Annotated in this window: 15 protein-coding genes and 1 pseudogene; 6 read left to right on the forward strand and 10 right to left on the reverse strand. The window is 74.4% G+C overall.

Going from position 1 to position 18,046, the window contains the following annotated elements; genetic code table 11:
* Positions 1–25: 25 nt before the first annotated feature.
* From AL2_RS27570 to AL2_RS27590, 5 genes are all read left to right on the forward strand, one after another.
* Entirely contained in the window at positions 26–799 is a 774-nt protein-coding gene (locus AL2_RS27570; RefSeq protein WP_067638566.1) for an SDR family oxidoreductase, read from the forward strand.
* Entirely contained in the window at positions 796–1,704 is a 909-nt protein-coding gene (locus tag AL2_RS27575; RefSeq protein WP_067638568.1) for an SDR family oxidoreductase, read from the forward strand. The genes AL2_RS27570 and AL2_RS27575 overlap by 4 nt, the downstream gene beginning before the upstream one ends.
* A 216-nt stretch (positions 1,705–1,920) precedes the next feature.
* Positions 1,921–5,865, forward strand: a complete 3,945-nt coding sequence (gene hrpA, locus AL2_RS27580; RefSeq protein ID WP_067638570.1) for an ATP-dependent RNA helicase HrpA — start codon at positions 1,921–1,923, stop codon at positions 5,863–5,865.
* A 26-nt stretch (positions 5,866–5,891) separates the two neighbouring features.
* Complete coding sequence (gene pip / locus AL2_RS27585) at positions 5,892–6,845, forward strand: prolyl aminopeptidase (RefSeq protein WP_210747787.1); 954 nt, start codon at positions 5,892–5,894, stop codon at positions 6,843–6,845.
* Between the two features lie 75 nt (positions 6,846–6,920).
* Positions 6,921–8,453, forward strand: a complete 1,533-nt coding sequence (locus tag AL2_RS27590; protein WP_245666983.1) for a coiled-coil domain-containing protein — start codon at positions 6,921–6,923, stop codon at positions 8,451–8,453.
* Between the two features lie 39 nt (positions 8,454–8,492).
* Here AL2_RS27590 and AL2_RS27595 read toward each other — a convergent pair whose 3' ends face one another.
* From AL2_RS27595 to AL2_RS27605, 3 genes are all read right to left on the reverse strand, one after another.
* On the reverse strand, positions 8,493–8,708 hold the full coding sequence (locus tag AL2_RS27595; protein WP_067638575.1) for a hypothetical protein: 216 nt from the start codon (positions 8,706–8,708) through the stop codon (positions 8,493–8,495).
* Between the two features lie 129 nt (positions 8,709–8,837).
* A complete protein-coding gene (locus tag AL2_RS27600; RefSeq protein WP_067638576.1) occupies positions 8,838–9,527 on the reverse strand; it encodes a hypothetical protein in 690 nt (229 codons plus the stop codon).
* 89 nt (positions 9,528–9,616) lie between these two features.
* Positions 9,617–10,132: a hypothetical protein gene (locus AL2_RS27605; protein ID WP_067638578.1), complete on the reverse strand. Its 516-nt coding sequence runs from the start codon at positions 10,130–10,132 to the stop codon at positions 9,617–9,619.
* Between the two features lie 198 nt (positions 10,133–10,330).
* Between AL2_RS27605 and AL2_RS27610 the strand changes: the two are divergent.
* Positions 10,331–10,579: pseudogene (locus AL2_RS27610) on the forward strand (ATP-binding cassette domain-containing protein); the annotation flags it as partial.
* Between the two features lie 71 nt (positions 10,580–10,650).
* Here AL2_RS27610 and AL2_RS27615 read toward each other — a convergent pair.
* The 7 genes from AL2_RS27615 to AL2_RS27645 all read right to left on the reverse strand — a co-directional run bounded on the left by AL2_RS27615 (position 10,651) and on the right by AL2_RS27645 (position 18,008).
* Positions 10,651–12,000 carry an AAA family ATPase gene (locus AL2_RS27615; protein ID WP_245666985.1) on the reverse strand — a complete coding sequence of 450 codons (1,350 nt, stop codon included), beginning with the start codon at positions 11,998–12,000 and terminating at the stop codon, positions 10,651–10,653.
* Positions 11,997–13,469: a hypothetical protein gene (locus tag AL2_RS27620; protein WP_067638582.1), complete on the reverse strand. Its 1,473-nt coding sequence runs from the start codon at positions 13,467–13,469 to the stop codon at positions 11,997–11,999. The genes AL2_RS27615 and AL2_RS27620 overlap by 4 nt, the downstream gene beginning before the upstream one ends.
* 7 nt (positions 13,470–13,476) lie before the next feature.
* A complete protein-coding gene (locus tag AL2_RS27625) occupies positions 13,477–14,571 on the reverse strand; it encodes a hypothetical protein (protein WP_067638584.1) in 1,095 nt (364 codons plus the stop codon).
* Positions 14,568–15,395: a hypothetical protein gene (locus AL2_RS27630; RefSeq protein WP_067638586.1), complete on the reverse strand. Its 828-nt coding sequence runs from the start codon at positions 15,393–15,395 to the stop codon at positions 14,568–14,570. The genes AL2_RS27625 and AL2_RS27630 overlap by 4 nt, the downstream gene beginning before the upstream one ends.
* A gap of 71 nt (positions 15,396–15,466) precedes the next feature.
* Positions 15,467–16,333 carry an NAD(P)-dependent oxidoreductase gene (locus AL2_RS27635; RefSeq protein WP_067638588.1) on the reverse strand — a complete coding sequence of 289 codons (867 nt, stop codon included), beginning with the start codon at positions 16,331–16,333 and terminating at the stop codon, positions 15,467–15,469.
* 109 nt (positions 16,334–16,442) lie between these two features.
* Positions 16,443–17,501 (reverse strand): phosphotransferase enzyme family protein, encoded by a 1,059-nt coding sequence (locus AL2_RS27640; protein ID WP_067638590.1) that lies wholly within the window; start codon positions 17,499–17,501, stop codon positions 16,443–16,445.
* Between the two features lie 105 nt (positions 17,502–17,606).
* Positions 17,607–18,008, reverse strand: coding sequence for a nitroreductase family deazaflavin-dependent oxidoreductase (locus tag AL2_RS27645; RefSeq protein WP_067638592.1), 402 nt, complete (start codon positions 18,006–18,008; stop codon positions 17,607–17,609).
* Positions 18,009–18,046: the final 38 nt, after the last annotated feature.

Raw genomic sequence — 18,046 nt, forward strand, 5'->3', positions numbered from 1 at the left:
AACAGAAGGTAGCAGAGGAGGCGGAATGTCACTGACCCTCGACCTGGGCGGCCGGACCGCCGTGGTCACGGGCGGCGTGCGCGGGGTCGGCGCCGGGATCAGCCGCGCCCTCCTGGAGGCGGGCGCCGACGTCGTCGCGGTCGCCCGGCGCGAGCCGGAGACGCTGCCCGAAGCGGGCGGCCGGACGGCGCGGTTCGTCTCCCTGGACGTCCGCGACGCGGACGCCGTGCAGGCGTTCGCCGACGGCGCCGACCGCGTCGACGTCCTGGTCAACAACGCGGGCGGCGCCCCGTTCCTGCCGGTCGCCGACGGGAGCCTGCGCACCCACGTGAAGATCATCGAGCTGAACCTGACGTCGGCGCTGATCATGGCGCGGGCGCTGCAGCCGAAGATCATGGAGGCGGGCGGCGGCTCGGTCATCAACATCGGCAGCGTGAGCGGGGCGCGGCCGTCGCCCGGAACCGCCGCCTACGGCGCCGCCAAGGCCGGTCTGCACAGCCTCACGACGTCGCTGGCCGTCGAGTGGGCGCCGCACATCCGGGTCAACACGCTCATCCTCGGGATGGTCCGCACCGAACTGTCCCACCTGCACTACGGGGACGAGGACGGCATCGCGGCGGTCGCGGAGACCGTACCGATGGGCCGCCTCGCCGACCCCTACGACATCGGCGCCGCCTGCGCGTTCCTGGCGTCCGACCTGGCGTCCTACGTCACCGGCGCGTCGATGCAGGTCCACGGCGGGGGAGAACGCCCCGCCTTCCTGGACGCCGCCACCGTGAACAAGGAGGAATCGCGATGATCTGCAAGGACCGGGTGGTCGCCGTCACCGGCGCCGGGCGCGGCCTCGGCCGCGCGCACGCGCTGGAGTTCGCCCGCCAGGGCGCCCTCGTCGTCGTGAACGACCTCGGCGTCGCGCGGGACGGCACCGGCGACGCCTCCGGGGGTCCCGCGCACGACGTCGTCCAGGAGATCGAGGCGCTCGGCGGGAAGGCCGTCGCCAACACCGACGACATCGCCGCCGACGAGGGCGCCGCCGCCCTGATCGCCACCGCGATCGACACGTTCGGGCGGCTGGACGTCCTCGTCAACAACGCCGGGTTCCTGCGCGACCGCATGCTGATCAATCTGGGCGAGGACGAGTGGGACGCCGTCATGCGCGTCCACCTCAAGGGCCACTTCCTGCCGCTCAAGCACGCCGGCCGGTACTGGCGCGCGGAGAGCAAGGCGGGCCGCCCGGTGGACGCCCGTGTGATCAACACCTCGTCCGGCGCCGGGCTGCTCGGCAGCGTCGGCCAGGGCAACTACTCCGCGGCCAAGGCCGGGATCGTCGGGCTGACCCTCGTCGCGTCCGCCGAGATGGGCCGCTACGGCGTGACGGTCAACGCGATCGCGCCCGCAGCCCGCACCCGGATGACCGAGGAGGTCTTCGCGCAGACGATGGCCGCCCCCGCCGAGGGCGAGTTCGACGCCATGGCCCCCGAGAACGTCTCGCCCCTGGTCGTCTGGCTCGGCTCCGCCGGGTCCCGCGACGTGACGGGCCGGGTCTTCGAGGCCGAGGGCGGCAGGATCTGCGTGATGGACGCCTTCCGGCACGGTCCCGCAGCCGACAAGGGCGCCAAGTGGGACCCGGCCGAGGTCGGCGATGTCGTCAAGGACCTCCTGGCCAAGGCCCCCGCCCCCGAGCCCGTCTACGGGGCGGGCTGACCCCGGCGGACGGCGGACGCGGCGCGCCGTCGCCGGGTGCCCCGGCCCGGCGCTCCGCCCTGTCCGGGGTCCGGGCATGGAATGCGGCCCCGCGGCGGGGCGTTGTACGTCCGCCACCGAAAATGGATCGCCCCGGACGGGGCGTTCCGGCTACGGTGCGAAGGTTTGCGGGGTGAGCAGGGCCGCGTGCCCGGAACCCTATCCTTGGTGACGGATATGAGGACGAGTGTGGAATCGCCGCTCGCCGGCCTGCGCGCGCGCCTGCCGGAGCTGATGCTCCGTGATCAGCATCGGCTGCGCCGCCGGATCGACGGCGCCCAGAAGATGCGGGACGCCGCGCGCCGCGCGAAGGTCGCCGAGGAGATCACCGCCGATGTCGAGGCCGCCGGGCGGCGGGTCGAGCGGCGGCGCCTCGCGGTGCCCGCGATCGGGTACCCGGCCGAGCTGCCGGTGGCGCAGAAGAAGGACGACATCCTCGCCGCGGTCCGCGACCACCAGGTCGTGATCGTCGCGGGCGAGACGGGGTCCGGCAAGACCACCCAGATCCCCAAGATCTGCCTGGAGCTGGGCCGCGGTGTCCTCGGCTCGATCGGGCACACCCAGCCCCGGCGGCTGGCGGCCCGCACGGTCGCCGACCGCATCGCCGAGGAACTCGGCACCGAGCTGGGCGACACCGTCGGCTACAAGGTGCGCTTCACCGACCGGTCCAGCGACGGCACGCTCGTCAAGCTGATGACGGACGGCATCCTGCTCGCCGAGATCCAGACCGACCGGCTGCTCCGCCAGTACGACACACTGATCATCGACGAGGCGCACGAGCGCAGCCTCAACATCGACTTCCTGCTCGGCTACGTCAAGGAGATCCTGCCCCGGCGTCCCGACCTCAAGGTGATCATCACCTCGGCGACGATCGACCCGGAGCGCTTCTCCGAGCACTTCGGGAACGCGCCGATCGTGGAGGTGTCGGGGCGCACCTATCCGGTGGAGGTCCGGTACCGGCCCGTCACCGACCCGGACGACCCGTCCGCCGACCCCGACCGCGACCAGATCCAGGCGATCACCGAGGCGGTGGACGAGCTGGGCCGCGAGGGCCCCGGCGACGTGCTGGTCTTCCTCAGCGGCGAGCGCGAGATCCGCGACACCGCCGACGCGCTGACCAAGCACTTCACCCGGAGGAAGGCGGCCACCGAGGTCCTGCCGCTGTACGCGCGGCTGTCGGCCGCCGAGCAGCACCGGGTGTTCCAGGCGCATCGCGGCCGGCGGGTCGTGCTCGCGACCAACGTCGCCGAGACGTCCCTGACCGTGCCGGGCATCAAGTACGTCGTCGACCCCGGCACCGCCCGCATCTCCCGGTACAGCCACCGGCTGAAGGTGCAGCGGCTCCCGATCGAGCCGGTGTCGCAGGCGTCGGCGAACCAGCGCAAGGGGCGCTGCGGGCGCGTCTCCGAGGGCGTCTGCATCCGGCTGTACTCCGAGGAGGACTTCGAGTCCCGCCCCGAGTTCACCGACCCGGAGATCCTGCGCACCAACCTCGCGTCCGTCATCCTGCAGATGACCTCGCTCGGCCTCGGCGACATCGCCGCGTTCCCGTTCCTGGAGCCGCCGGACCGCCGCAACGTCAAGGCCGGCGTCGACCTGCTGCACGAGCTGGGCGCCATCGACCCGGCCGAGAAGGACCCGCGCAAGCGGCTCACCCCGCTCGGCCGCAGCCTCGCCCAGCTCCCCGTCGACCCGCGCCTCGCCCGCATGGTGCTGGAGGCGGACAAGAACGGCTGCGTGCGCGAGGTGCTGGTCATCGCGTCGGCGCTGTCCATCCAGGACCCGCGCGAGCGTCCCGCCGAGCACCAGCAGGCCGCCGACGAGATGCACCGCCGGTTCGCCGACCCGGCGTCGGACTTCCTGGCCTACCTGAACCTGTGGAACTACCTGCGCGAGCAGCAGCAGGAGCTGTCGGGCAGCGCCTTCCGCCGCATGTGCAAGAACGAGTTCCTGCACTTCCTGCGCGTCCGCGAGTGGCAGGACCTCCACGGTCAGCTCAAGCAGGTCGCGAAGGCGCTGGGCGTCACGCTCAACACGGCCGACGCGCCGCCCGACCGCATCCACGTCTCGCTGCTCGCCGGCCTCCTCTCCCACATCGGGCTCATCGACGCCGAGAAGAAGGAGAAGCAGCGCCGGGGCCAGGAGTACCTCGGTGCGCGGGGCGCGAAGTTCGCCGTGTTCCCGGGGTCGTCGCTGTTCAAGAAGCCGCCGCGCTGGGTGATGTCGGCGGAGCTGGTCGAGACGTCCCGGCTGTGGGGGCGGATCAACGCCAGGATCGAGCCCGACTGGATCGAGCCGCTGGCGCAGCACCTGGTCAAGCGCAACTACAGCGAGCCGCACTGGTCGAAGAAGCAGGCGGCCGTCATGGCGCGCGAGAAGGTCACCCTCTACGGGGTGCCGATCGTCGCCGACCGCCAGGTCAACTACGGCCGCATCGACCCCGCGCTGTCGCGCGAGCTGTTCATCCGGCACGCGCTCGTCGAGGGCGACTGGGAGACCCACCACCGGTTCTTCCACGACAACCGCGCCCTGCTGGACGAGGTCGAGGAGCTGGAGCACCGCGCCCGGCGCCGCGACATCCTCGTCGACGACGAGACCCTCTTCGACTTCTACGACGAGCGGATCCCCGAGGACGTCGTCTCCGGGCGGCACTTCGACTCCTGGTGGAAGAAGGCGCGGCACTCCGACCCCGACCTGCTCGGGTTCGAGAAGTCGATGCTCATCAACGAGACCGCGGGCGGGGTCAGCGAGTCCGACTACCCGGACGTGTGGAAGCAGGGGCCGCTGCGCCTGCGCCTCACCTACCAGTTCGAGCCCGGCGCCGACGCCGACGGCGTCACCGTGCACATCCCCGTCCAGGTCCTCAACCAGGTCCGGCCGGACGGGTTCGAGTGGCAGGTCCCGGGGCTGCGCGCCGAGCTGGTCACCGAGCTGATCCGGTCGCTGCCGAAGCCGCTGCGGGTCAACTTCGTCCCGGCGCCCGACTACGCCCGCAAGATCCTCGACCGGGTCGCGCCGCGCACCGAGCCGCTGCTGGACGCCCTGGAGCGAGAGCTGACCGCGATGACGAGCGTGCCCGTCGCGCGGGAGGCGTGGGACCCGTCCCGGCTGCCCGCCCACCTGCGCATCACGTTCCGCGTCGTCGACGACGGCGCGGCCGGGAGGGGCCGCGCGCTCGGCGAGGGCACCGACCTGGACGAGCTGAAACGCCGCCTCGCCGGCAAGGTTCGCGGGACGCTGTCGAAGGCGGCGTCGACCATCGAGCGATCCGGTCTCACCGAGTGGACGATCGGCGAGCTGCCCCGCACCTACGAGCAGAAGCAGAACGGCTACGACGTCAAGGCGTACCCGGCGCTCACCGACGAGGGCGGCAGCGTCGCCGTCCGCATGTACGAGACGGAGGCCGAGCAGCGCCGCGCCATGTGGCTCGGCACGCGCCGGCTGATCCTGCTGAACGCGCCGTCCCCGGTGAAGCTCATCCAGGGCCGCCTGACGAACCAGGGCAAGCTCGCGCTCAGCCACAACCCGCACGGCTCGGTCACGGCGCTGTTCGACGACTGCGTCACCGCCGCCGCCGACCGGCTCATCGCCGAGGCGGGCGGCCCCGCATGGGACGAGGACGGCTTCCGCGCCCTGTACGACCGCGTCCGCGCCGGCCTGCACGACGCGACCGCGCAGATCGTCACGCTGGTCGAGCGGATCCTGGTCGAGGCGCACGAGGTCGACCGGCGGCTGCGCGGCACGACGAGCCTGACGCTCGTCGCGGCGCTCACCGACATCCGCGGGCATCTCGGGAACCTGATCCATCCGGGGTTCGTCACCGCGACGGGCTGGGCGCGGCTGCCCGACCTGCCCCGCTACCTGCGCGCCCTGCAGGCCAGGCTCGACAAGCTCCCCGAGAACCCGGGCCGCGACCGGATGCTCGCGCACCAGGTCGACGTCCTGGCACAGGAGTACGAGCTGGCGCTGCGCCGCCTCCACCCGTCCCGCCGCGAGGACGAACCGGCCCGGCAGATCCGCTGGATGCTGGAGGAGCTGCGGGTCAGCCTCTTCGCCCAGCAGCTCGGGACGCGCTTCCCCGTGTCCGACAAGCGCATCCGCAAGGCGATGGCTCAGCTCTGACCGCCTGGTAGGACTGGATCATGTTGTTGAGGGAGTACTACCCGCCGATCGAGCCGTACGACTCCGGGCTGCTGCGCGTGGGCGACGGGAACCGGATCCACTGGGAGACCTGCGGGAACCCCGGCGGCAGGCCCGCGGTGTTCCTGCACGGCGGTCCAGGCGGCGGAGTGCTCCCCGACAACCGGCGGTTCTTCGACCCGTCCAAATACCGGATCGTGCTGTTCGACCAGCGGGGCTGCGGGCGCAGCGTTCCGCACGCCGGCGACCCGTCCGTGTCGCTGGAGCACAACGTCACCCTGCGCCTGGTGGACGACATCGAGTGCCTGCGCGAGCACCTCGGCGTCGAGCGGTGGCTGGTGTTCGGCGGAAGCTGGGGCAGCACCCTCGCGCTCGCCTACGCGCAGGCGCATCCGGACCGCGTCACCGGGCTCGTCCTCCGCGGCGTCTACCTCGTCCGCCCGCCCGACGAGGCGTGGGGGTTCACGCCGACCGGCGCGGCGCACCTCTTCCCCGCCGAATGGGCGGCGTTCCGCGACGCGATCCCGCCCGCCGAGCGGGACGACCTGATGGCCGCCTACGGGCGCCGCATCCACGACCCGGATCCGGCCGTCCACGTCCCGGCCGCCCGCGCCTGGATCGCCTGGGAGCTGTCGGCCAACACGCTCCTGCCCGTCCCGCCGCCGGATCTGGACGACGCCACCGTCCTGGCGTTCGCCCGCATCACGCACCACTACATCTCCAACGGCGCCTTCCTCGCCGAGGAGGGGCTCCTCGCGGGCGTCGACCGGATCCGCCACATCCCCGCCGTGATCGTCAACGGCCGCTACGACGTGAAGACGCCGCCCGGCCAAGCCTGGGAGCTGCACCGGGCGTGGCCCGAAGCGGAGTTCCGCATCGTCGAGGACGCCGGGCACGGCGGCTCCGAGCCGGGCACCCGGGACCGGCTCATCGAGGCCACCGACCGCTTCGCCGCTCACTGAACGACGAAGTGGGCACCCCCACATCTACCTCCCAAGTCACTGCAGCAACTTCGATCAGTGCGTATGGTTCATTCCATGCCTATCAGCGAAGAGCGCGACAATAGCGGCCCCCAGGGGACGGCCGCGGCTCCCCGGGCCGGCGCGGTCTCCGGAGGCGCGGGGGAATCCACCGAGACGGCGGTCGCCCGCATGGGAGACCCGGTCACGGTCTGGCCGTGCGCGAACTGCGGGCGCCCCGTCCCGCAGCCCGTGGGGGCCGTCCGCGCGGTCCGCTACTGCCAGGACAACGACGGCGTCTGCGCCCGCGAGGCGCGCGAGCGCCGCGACCGCGGCCGGGACGCGCCGGGCCTCACCGGCCAGGTCGCGTCCGCCTGGGAGATGGTGGAGCGGCTGGAGAAGGCCGCCGACCTGCTCGCCGAGTCGCTGACCTCCGAGCTGAGCGTCGCCGGCGTCGAGCGCCGCGTCGCCGAGGTGCGCGCCGAGGCCGCCCGCGAGCTCGCCATCGCGCAGAGCGAGCGCGACGCGTCCCAGCGCCGCGCCGAGGAGGCCTGGCAGGAGTCGTCCACGGCGCGCAAGCGCGCGGAGGCCGCCGAGCAGGAGGCCGGCCGCGCGCGGGAGGAGGCCAAGCTCGCCACCGCCAAGCGCGACGCCGCGCAGCAGGCGTGGGAGGAGGCGCACCAGATCGCGCAGCAGTCGATGACGGCGAAGCTCGCCGCCGAGAGCGAGCGCGACCGCGTCGCCGCCCGCGAGACCGAGCTGCTCGCCGCACTGGAGGCGGCGCGGGCCGAGCTGGTCGGCCTGCACGCCAGGGTCGCCGAGACCGAGGGCGCCGCCGAGTCGCAGCGCGTCGAGGCCGCCGTCGCCAAGCAGGGCGCCGAGGACCTCCGCAAGGCCATGCGCGACACCGAGGCGCAGCGGCAGCGTGCCATGCAGGCCGCGAGCAAGGCCGAGGCCGAGCGCACCGCCGCGCTGCGCGCCCAGTCCGAGGCCGAGGGGGAGGTCGTCCGCGCCCACGCGCGCGCCGAGGAGGCCGCGAAGGAGCGCGACGCCGCCCAGGCGCAGGCCGCGGCCGCGACGGCGGAGCGGGACGAGCTGCGCGGCAAGATCAACGACCAGGCCGTGCAGCTGCGCCAGCTGTCCCAGTCGGTCGCCGAGCAGCAGGCCGCCCTCACCGCCCTCGCCGAGGAGCGCGACGCCGCCCGCGCCGAGGCCGACCGGGCCCGCCGCCAGGTCGACCAGTTCACCCACAGCACGCTGTCGTCGAACGTCCCGCCGGGCGGCCGGATGCCGGGCGGCGGCACCCCCGTGCCGCCGGCGGGCCTCCCGGCCGGCGCCCCGCCCGCCGGCCCGCCGCCGGGCCTGCCCCCGATCGGCGGACCGGCCGGGCACGGCTCCGTCCCGAACGGCGTCCCGATGCCGCTCGGCGCGCCGCTCCCGAACGCGGCCCCCGCCCCGCACGGGACGCCCGGCCCCAACGGGTCGCCCCTGCCGAACGGGACGCCGGGCTCGAACACCGGCGGCCACCAGACGCCGGGCGGCGAGCCGCGGAACCACGGCCGCCCCCTCAACGGCGTGGACCGCGAAGACCCCCTGTTCGCCGGCCCCTGACGGGTCCGCTGACCGGCCCCGGGCGGATCCCGCCCGGGCTCAGCCGTACCTGACCGCCAGGAAGAACGCGAACACCGCCACCGCGGTGATCAACACCACCTGGCCGCGCTCCCGCGCCGCGGTCTGCCGCAGGGTGCTGACCCGGCGCCGGGTGAGCCGCAGGTCCGTCACGCTGCGGCGCGCCCGCTCCCAGTGGACGCCCGTGTAGATCGCCAGCGCCGCCAGCCCCAGGATGAGTAATCCGTCTCCGCTCATGAGTCGTGCCTCCGTATCCGCGGAAGCTCAGATTGAACAGCGGATCCGTCCGGGACGACAATGCCGGACGGCACATTTCCGCGACTCATGCGGATTCGGCACCGGCGGGCCGGTGCCGAATCAGCGGCGTCAGTGCCCGAACACCTCGGGGTCGATCTCGATCCAGATCTGCTCGGCGCGGCCCAGCAGCCGCCCGTCCGCCCCGTACAGCGCGGTGGCGGCGTGCATCTTGCGGCCCTCGCGGCTGCGCGCGAGCCCCAGCACGACGCACTGCTCGCCCGCCTCCGGCACGTCCATCACCTGCGCGGTCATGGTGCCGAGCACCGCCGGGCGGCCCGCCACGTCGAACGCCCACCCGCCCGGGCAGTCGAGCGCCGCCCACACCAGCTCCCGCTCGGGCACCCGCTCCGGGACCCACGGCGTCGCGACGGTGCCCTCGCCGACCGGCCCCGGCTCCAGCCGCAGCCCGTCGCCGGGCTCGCGGTCCGGCCCGCACACGAAGCAGCCCGGGAACGGGTGGTTCTCCTGCGCCCGGTACTTCTCCGCGGCCTCCACCGCCCGCTCGAACGGGACGGGCGGGATCGGCGGCACCACGATCGCGCCCGCGAGCGCCTCGGCGACCAGCAGGTCACCGTCCCACAGCCGCGCGCTGTGGCCCCGCTCGTCCTCCACCGTGACGGTCAGCCCGGTGTCCAGCGGCGGCGGCCGCCGCAGCGTCACCGTGACCGTGTCGATCAGCACCCGCCCCGCCAGGCGCCCCGCCACGTACCCTCCGTTCCCCGAGCCGTCCGGCCCGTGGAACCGTTCCTCAATGATCATTTGCGCCCCCGTACCCACACGCACCTCACCAAAACGGCATAGATCCTAATGACCCCCACCGGCACCCCGTCCCCTGGGGTGGGACGACGCTACACGGCGCGCGACGGTTGCGGGCGCCCGGGGCGGGTCGTGAAGAAGACCGAGAGGGAGCCCTGGAGCCGCGCGCGGACGGTGTCCTCGTCGACGGGGCCGTCGTCCCGGACGGGCGTGCGGTCGAGGGCGCGGGTGATGAGGACGTCGATGTTGCGGTCGGCGACGAGGACGGAGCACGTGTCGCACGCGTACCACGGATAGAGCATGTTGAGGACGGCCACGGCGGTGTCGTCGTCCGAGAGGTCCGTGGTGTCGAGCTCGACCTCGAACATGTCGGTGTCGTCGGGGTCGAGCGTGGGGTAGTAGAGCCAGCTCGGCCCGGACGCGCCGCAGAAGTCGCAGCCCGGCTCCAGCGGGAGGGCCTCGCCGACCGCCAGTTCCAGCTCGTGGTCCCACGGCTCGACCCGCCGGTTGTGGCGGTAGCCGACGCCGTCGAGCGAGCCCTCGCGGTTGTGCGTCACGTCGTGCACCTCGCCGCCGCAGCGGGCGCACATGAGGCCGATGTCCTCCATGTCCCCCTCCTGATCGCTGAGGCACCGGATCTCACATTATCCGCCCGGACGCCTCCGTCGTACCGGGGCGGTGCGTCTCGGGTACGTTGAAGATCGTCACCGACGCGCCCGTCCCCGGCGATCCCGGCCTCCGCGTCCGGCGCGCCGCCCATTCCCCCCAGCGTGCCCCCTTGCCGAGTTCTCGAACGGGGAGGTCCCGTGTCCGACGTCGTGCTGAACGCCGACAAGATCGATCTGGTCCGCGAGCGGCGGCTCCTCGACCGCGTCACGATGACCGTGCTGCGCGGCGAGCACTGGGCGCTCATCGGGCCGAACGGCGCGGGGAAGAGCACGCTGCTCGGCATCCTCGGCGCCTACACGCACCCGACGCGGGGGACGGCGGAGATCCTGGGGCACCGCCTCGGCCGGGTGGACGTCCACTCGCTGCGGCCGCTGATCGGGCAGGTGCCGCGGGCCGGCCGGTGGGCGGCGACCGCCGGATCGGCCTAGCCGCCGCTCAGCCGCCGCTCAGCCGCCGCTCAGGCGCCCGCGACCCGGTGCCCGGCCAGGTGGGCGAGGACCGACTGGTTCGCCTCCCAGCCGTCCGGGAACTTCACCGGCACGCCGAGGTGCACCGGCTCGGCGGACGGGTGCGCGTCCAGCAGTTCGGGGATGCCCGCCCGCGCGACCACGACGCACGCGTGCCGGTGCCGTGACGCCAGCACGCACAGCCGCCCCGACTCCAGGTGGAACGCGGTGGCGTCGCGCCGGCCCGACAGCGGGTGCAGGACGACCGTCACGTCGTACTCGCGGCCCTGCAGCCGGTTCGCGGTGTCGACGGTGATGCCGTCGCCGTGCGGGCCGAGCGCGGCGCGGATCGCGGTCACCTGGTCGCGGTGCGCGGCGCCGATCGCGACGCGCGCCGCGTCCACCGGGCCCGGCCCCTGCTCGGAGTGCGCGACGGGGCCGCGCTGCAGCAGCCGGACGGCGAGCGCCGCCGTCGCGCGGACCGCCTCGGCGTCGGTGCGCAGCGTGTGCCGCGCCGACAACTCGTACAGGGCCCAGCCGGTCGCCGCGGCCTCTTCGAGCGCCTGGTCGTAGGTCGTGCCCATGCCGCGCGCGCCGAACTCCAGCCGCCGGTCGCCCGGTCCCGTCCCGGCGCGGAAGCCGGTGAACGGGTAGAACGCCCGCGACACGACCGGCGCGGCCGACGCGGGCAGCCGCCACGACACCGGCAGCCGGTGGACGGGCAGGTCCGGGTTGTGCGCGAGCAGCACGGACACCGCGCTGCGCATCGGGTCCCACGTCAGGCCCGCCCACCGCTCGACCTCGACGGTGGAGAACGGGTCGAGCTGCCCGGGGTCGCCGACGAACAGGGCCCGCTCGAACCGTCCGGCGATGCGCAGGAGCATGTCCGAGCGCATCTGGTACGCCTCGTCGACGATCGCCCAGGGCCACGAGCCGTCCGGCAGTGTCGCCCACTTCGCCGCCGTCGCGATCACGACGGTGTGCTCGGCGAGGTCGCCGGCCTTCTGCGCGACCCGAACCGACGGATGCGCCAGCACGCGCTCGGACGGCACGTACCCCGACGCCGACAGCCGGCCGAGGGTGATGTCGGGGTGCTTGCCCGCGATGCGCTCGATGAGGTCGTCGACCTGCTCGTTCGTCTGCGCCACGATCATCAGCCGCTCGCCGGCCTCCGCGAGATGCGCGGCGGCGCGCACGACCAGCGTCGACTTGCCCGCGCCGGGCGGCGAGTCGACCACCACGCCCCGGTGCCCGCCGGCGAGGTCGGCGAGGACGCCGTCGACCACCCGCGCGGCGGCCTCGGACGGGTCGAGGTCGTCCGCCGCCACCGGCACCAGGTGGCGGCCCGCGTGTCCGGTCACGACCATTCCTCTTCGGCGTCCTCGTCGGTCGGCGCGTACTCGCCGGGCGGCCCGCCGTGCGTCCACGGCGTGTCCTCGCGGTCGGGGAACTTCGCCGCGCCGTACGAGCCCTCCGTCAGTGACGTGAAGCAGACCCGATCGCCGGCCTGCGGGACGGCGCCCGGCTCCGGGGTGAGCTTGCGGCCCATCCCGCCGGTCAGCTCCAGCAGCACGGACCCGTCGCCGATCTCCACGATCCTCCCCTTGAGCGCGGGCCGTGCCGCGTTGCAGACGGTCGTCCCGATGTCGAGCCGCACCGGGTCGGGCGTGCCGACCCGCAGCAGCGGGCGCAGCTTCGGCCGCTTGCCCGTCTCGTCCAGCCGGGTGGGGTCGCACTCGGTGACCGTCCCGCCGAACGCCTGGCCGTTCAGCCGGTGCTCGGCCATGACCAGCGGGTCGTCGAACGCGCGCTGCGCGTCGTAGGCGTCCTGCGCGCGTTCGAGGTCGTGCAGCCGCCGCGCCGCCCGGACGGGCGGGTCGCGGCGGGCCTGAGGATACGCCTCGCCGAACGTCTGGTGGTAATAGGTGAAGGCGTCCCGGTCGCGCTCCCAGCGGCGCGGCACGCCGGCGCCCCCGGGGAGCGCGCGGAGCAGCCCGACGGCGCGCCACATCAGGTCCCACGTCGGGGTGAGCTGGTCCGCGAGGACGCCCCGCAGCCGCTCCTCGGCGCGCGAACCGCGCCCCGCCCGGTCGTAGGCGGCGATCGCCGGGGCGAGGACCTCGTTGTCGAACGTCGGGTCGGTGGTGGGGCCGGCCGGCGGGCAGAGCACCGGGTCCTCGGCGCGGGCGGCGGCGGCGGGGCCGTCCATGCCGTCCGGCGGGTCGATCCAGCCCATCAGGGCCGCGAGGTTGCCGTCCTCCAGCGAACTCTGGCCCGTCGCCCAGTGCAGCCGCAGCGCCTCCGTCATCGCCAGCAGCAGCGACGAGCCGGGATGGTCGTACCGGTCGGCGAACCACGTCAGCCACCGGCCGAGCACCGGCACCGCCGGGTCGACCGCGTACGGGCCCTCCGTGCCGCGGAACCGCGTCGACCGCCCCATCAGCCGCAGGAACGCGACGCCGCCCCGGTTCGGGACGAGCAGCTGCGGCGCGTCCCCGTACCGGATCCGCTCCTCGCCCTCCTTGCCGGGCGGCAGCTCCTCCACCGGGCCCCGGCTCGTCTCGATGTGGTTCAGCACGAGCTTGGCGAGGTCGGCGGCGAACGCGAACCGCAGGTCGCGGTTGCGCGGTTGCGGCACGACCAGCAGCGTCGGATCGTCCGGCGCGCTGCCGACCAGGACGGCCAGCGGCGCCGCCGCCTCCCCGGCGAGCTTCAGCGGGACGAGCACCAGCGGCGCGTCCGCGAGGTGGCAGTGCCGGACGGTCGCGAGCGGCTGCGCGACCCCGGCGGCCACCGCCTGCAGCTGCGCGAGCGAGGACAGTGCGCTCATGAAGCGATCACGCCGCCCCGTGCAGGGCCTCGGCGCGCAGCCGGGCCGCCGCGCGCAGCTGCTCGGCGGTCTCGGCCAGGTCGTCGGACGGTTCCAGCGAGCCGTCCGCCAGCGCCAGCGCCGTGCCGATCGTGTCGACGCCGCCCAGATCGTCGCGGACGGACCGGCCCAGCGCCCCCGTCGCGCCGCACGCGCGCGCCTCGTCCCGGCAGAACAGCGCCATCTCGCAGCCCGACATGCACTCGGGCGCGTACCGGGCGTCCACCGCCCGCACCGACGCCGCCAGCGCCCCGCCGATCTCGAAGCTCAGGTCGGCGGGCAGCTCCGCCAGCAGCGCGTCCACGCGGGTGAGGCGGGCGAGCTGCCGTTCGAGGACGGCGAGCTGCGGCCGCACGTCCAGCGGTGTCGCCGTCGGGCGGTTGGAGAAGTTCTCCGGGCAGACCAGGAACACGTCGTGCGACACGCGCGCCGGGTCGTGCCCCAGCTCGGCCACCAGCCGGCGCAGCGCCAGCACGTACACGGCCGACTGGCGGGCCGCCGCCGCGACCTGCTCCGGCTCGGCCTGCCCGTCCACGACGGCGAACGACTTGACCTCGATGACGTGCAGCCGCCCCGCGAGCTGGAACGCGATGACGTCCGGCTCGAGGTAGGCCGGACACCCGGCGATCTCCAGCCGCAGCAGCGGATGGTCGAACAGCGTGCCCTCGCCCGACTCCAGCGCGCGGGCGAGCAGCCGCCGCGTCCGCGAGTGGCGCAGCTCCCGGCCCTCGTTGCCCGCGACCACCTCCAGGTCGTCGTAGGCGACCTCCGGCACGTCGAGGCCGAGCCGGTCGCGCAGCAGCGTCAGCAGCTCCGCGCACCCGTCGGCCTTCACCTGCGCCTCGAACACGTTCCCGCGCGTGATCGCGAACTGCGACTGCCCGAACGGCGCGGGGAACCCGAGGGCCCGCGCCACCGCGTCCTTGTCGACGCCCGCCGCGTCCATCACCCCGCGGCGGGCGCAGCCCGGATTGGACGTCAGCGCGGCGATCGTGCGGGCGTCGTGGTTGCGCGGGGGAGTGGCGCCGCGCAGCCGGTCCAGATCCGGTGCGGTGTCGGTCATGGGTCCGTTTCTCCGTTGCTGGCAGGGCGGCGCCCGGACGCGCGCACGGCGCGCAGCCGGCTGCCGAACAGCCGTTCCGCGTCGTCGAGCCGCTCCCGGGCGCGGGCCGCGGCGGCCTCGCGGCGCCGCCGGTCGGGTTCGCGGTGGACGTCCAGCTCGGCCCGGGCGGCCCCGGCGAGCGAGGCCGGATCGGCCGTACCGACCGTACCGGTGACCGCGCCGGGAATGTTGGACGCGAAACGCCACAGCAGCCGCTGGACGTCCGGGGACGGCGTCCCGCGCCCCGCGTGCTCGGCGAGCCGCACCGCAGCGGTGAGGAAGTCGGTGCGGGGGCTCAGCGGCCCCACGATCCGCTGCTCCAGCGGCCAGGTGCTCACGGTGAGCAGCCCGCGGGCGGGGGCGAGCAGGTCGGCGGTCAGCGCGGCGCAGAGGTAGTACGGCCGCGCGTACGGCGCGGTGCGGAACGAGCGCTCCTCGTCGCGGCGCAGGCTCGTCAGCCGGGTCCCCGGGATCTCGCCGGGGAAGAACGCCGAGTACACCGACCCGATCAGCTTCGGCGCGGCCGGCGCGCCGAGGAGCGTCAGCGCCTGGTGGACCTGGTCGCGGACGGGCAGCAGACCGCGTTCGGCGTCGTCGCGGGCCGCGGGCCCGGATTCGCCGAGGACGGCGTCGTCCCAGGCCTTCTCGGCCCGGCGCAGCTCGGCGCGCAGGTCGCGGGCCTCCCGCCGGCCCCCGGTCGCCATGGCCCGCCGCACGGCGGCGCGCAGCTCGGTGATGCGCGTCTCCAGCTCGTCGGGGGTCGGGACGCCGGGGGGCCGGGGCATGCGGCAGACAGTACAGGTACTTCCGGACAGTTCCAGTGTTTTCCAGTTTTGTGACCCGGAAGGGCGGCCGCTCAGGCGAGGAAGCTCGCGCGGTAGGTGGCGGCCATGTCCTCGTCGCCGTGCCCCTGCTCGATGGCGCGGCGGAGCCGCTCGCCCGCCGCGTCGTTGACGTCCACCCGGATCTTGGCGGACTCCGCCGCCTCGTGGATCAGCCGGGTGTTCGTCTCGGCGTTGCGGACGGCGAAGCTCGGCTCGAAGTCGCCCTCCACCATGGCCTTCATCTTCATCTGCAGGTACACGCTGTCGAGCGGCCCGCCGGTGAGGACCTCGCCGAGCAGCGCCGGGTCGAGCCCGAGCCCCTTGGTCAGCGCGACGGACTCGGCGACGACGGAGGTCAGCGAGATGGCGTAGCTGACCGCGGCCAGCTTCAGCCGGGTGCCCGCGCCGCCCGCGCCGTTCTCGTCCAGCCAGAGCGTCCTGGCGCCGACGGTGTCGAACACCGGGCCGAGGACGGTCCGCGCGTCCTGCGGGCCGGCGGCGAGAACCAGCAGCTTCCCCTGCTCGGCGGGCTGCTTCGTGCCCTGGACGGGCGCGTCGACGAACGTGAGGCCCCGCTCGGCGGCGTAGGCCGCGAGCCGTCCGAGGGACGCGAGGCCGACCGTGCCCATCTGCGCCCAGACCTGGCCCTTGCGGAGCGAGGGCGACGCCTCGGCCATGACGGCGAGGGCGGTCTCGCCGTCCTTCAGCATGGTGATGACCACCTCGGCGCCGTCCACGGCCTCGGCGGGGGAGCCCGCCACCGCGGCGCCGTCGGCGGCGAGGGGCTCGGCCCGTGCCGCCGTGCGGTTCCACACGGCGACCCGATGGCCGGCCCGGAGCAGGTTCCGGGCCATCGCCGCGCCCATGATCCCGGTGCCGAGCATCGCGACCTGTGTCATCTCACGCTCCCATTTTGGACTATTTGGTTCATAACCGTGCGGGGGCAAGCCTCGCACACGGCTGCGCGTCGCGCATCCCGGATACCCCTACCCAGCGGCCGGCGGAGGGTCAGCCGTAGGCGTGGCCGTCGTCCGGCGCGCCGGCGTACACGGCCGTGTACGGCGCGGCGAACGCGTCGAGGGTGCGGTCGAGCTGCGCCGACCACCACGCCACGAGCGACGCCGGGCCGCGCCCGCCCGTGCCGTCCTCGCCCAGGTACCGGTGCCGCAGCGGCGCGACGTCGCAGAGCCGCTCCCACCACTCGCGGTGCACGGCCGCCTGGATCTGCCCGGCGTCCAGCGGGTACGCCGAACGGTGCCCCCGCACGAACGCCTGCACGCGGTCGAGGTCGAGCCCGCGCTCGTCGTCGCACGCGAACAGCCGCGCCGCCGCGCGGACCACCTCGCCGGCGACCGGGCCTGTCGTCAGCCCGTCCCAGCCGAGGACGGCGGTCACGTTGCCCGCCCCGCCGTACCGCAGGTGCCCGGCGTGGAACGAGCCGTGCAGGTGCCCGACCGTGCTGACCTCAATGTCGGGCGGCTGGTGCCCGGCGAACTCGGCGAGCAGGCCGCGGCGCTCGCGCAGGCGGCGCGCGGTCAGCGCGTCGAAGTCGGTGCCGTCGCCCTCGCCCGGGACGTCGCGCAGCATCTCCTCGACGGCGGCGGCCGCATCGGCGGCGCGCGGCGTCGGCACCAGCATGGTCTGCTGGACGGGCGCGGTCAGCTCGTCCAGCGCCGCGTGCAGCCGCCCGAGCAGCTCGCCGAGCGTCTCGCAGCCGCCGAACGTCAGCTCCAGCCCGCCGCGCCCGCGGCCCCCGACCCACGGGTACAGGACGTAGCCGCGGCCGGCGGCGGTCAGCAGCGTCCGGCCGGCCCGCGCCGGCACCGGCGCGAGCACCGGCAGCCCGGCCGCGTCCAGCGCGGCGGTGACGGTGTGCTGGAAGAGCACGCGGCGCCGGTCGGGCTCGGCGTACTCGCGGAGGAAGAACGCCCCCGCGGCCGTGTCGACGCGCCAGCACCGGCGGCCGGGCCCGGCCGGCAGCGGGCTCGCCGCGCCCGGCACTCCGATGTCCCAGCGACGCAGCAGCCGCGGCGGCGGATCGGTGTCGGCGGTCTCGGGCGTGGGCACCTCGGCACCTCGGCTGCGTCGGGCGGACGGCGGTCGAATGGATGTTCTACGACGACGCTACACGCCCGGCCCGCACCGCGGAAGGGAACCCGCGCCGGCGGCGGCTCAGGCGCGCTCCAGCACCACCACGGGGATGTCGCGGCTCGTCTTCGTCTGGTACTCGTCGTAGGCGGGCCAGGTGGCGGTCATCTTCCGCCAGAGCGCCGGCTTCTCCTCGGGCGTCGCGGTGCGCGCTCGCGCGGTGAACCTGTCGCCCTTCACCTGCACCTTCACCTCCGGGTCCGACTGGAGGTTCAGATACCACAGCGGCGGCTCGTCCGCGCCGCCCTTGGACGCGACGACGAGGTAGGCGTCGCCCTCGGGCTGGTAGATGAGCGGCGTCGTGCGCTCCTTGCCGGACTTCCGCCCGGTCGTGGTGAGCAGCAGCGTCGTCGTGCCCTGCCAGTCGTGGCCCTCCGCCCCGTCGGTCTCCTGGTAGCGCTGGACGTGTTCCTTGCCGTACAGCATGGGTCCTCCTCGTTCCGGTTCCGGCCGCGGCGCGGCCA

The organism is Actinomadura latina NBRC 106108, from assembly GCF_001552195.1.
In the GTDB taxonomy this organism is placed as follows: Bacteria; Actinomycetota; Actinomycetes; order Streptosporangiales; family Streptosporangiaceae; genus Spirillospora; species Spirillospora latina.

Excerpts from the sequence above, each read along its gene's own strand:
- AL2_RS27570 (WP_067638566.1), top strand. The coding sequence starts at position 26 with ATGTCACTGACCCTCGACCTGGGCGGCCGGACCGCCGTGGTCACGGGC.
- AL2_RS27575 (WP_067638568.1), top strand. The coding sequence starts at position 796 with ATGATCTGCAAGGACCGGGTGGTCGCCGTCACCGGCGCCGGGCGCGGC.
- hrpA (WP_067638570.1), top strand. The coding sequence starts at position 1,921 with ATGAGGACGAGTGTGGAATCGCCGCTCGCCGGCCTGCGCGCGCGCCTG.
- AL2_RS27590 (WP_245666983.1), top strand. The coding sequence starts at position 6,921 with ATGCCTATCAGCGAAGAGCGCGACAATAGCGGCCCCCAGGGGACGGCC.
- AL2_RS27595 (WP_067638575.1), bottom strand. The coding sequence starts at position 8,708 with ATGAGCGGAGACGGATTACTCATCCTGGGGCTGGCGGCGCTGGCGATC.
- AL2_RS27600 (WP_067638576.1), bottom strand. The coding sequence starts at position 9,527 with ATGATCATTGAGGAACGGTTCCACGGGCCGGACGGCTCGGGGAACGGA.
- AL2_RS27605 (WP_067638578.1), bottom strand. The coding sequence starts at position 10,132 with ATGGAGGACATCGGCCTCATGTGCGCCCGCTGCGGCGGCGAGGTGCAC.
- AL2_RS27620 (WP_067638582.1), bottom strand. The coding sequence starts at position 13,469 with ATGAGCGCACTGTCCTCGCTCGCGCAGCTGCAGGCGGTGGCCGCCGGG.
- AL2_RS27625 (WP_067638584.1), bottom strand. The coding sequence starts at position 14,571 with ATGACCGACACCGCACCGGATCTGGACCGGCTGCGCGGCGCCACTCCC.
- AL2_RS27630 (WP_067638586.1), bottom strand. The coding sequence starts at position 15,395 with ATGCCCCGGCCCCCCGGCGTCCCGACCCCCGACGAGCTGGAGACGCGC.
- AL2_RS27635 (WP_067638588.1), bottom strand. The coding sequence starts at position 16,333 with ATGACACAGGTCGCGATGCTCGGCACCGGGATCATGGGCGCGGCGATG.
- AL2_RS27645 (WP_067638592.1), bottom strand. The coding sequence starts at position 18,008 with ATGCTGTACGGCAAGGAACACGTCCAGCGCTACCAGGAGACCGACGGG.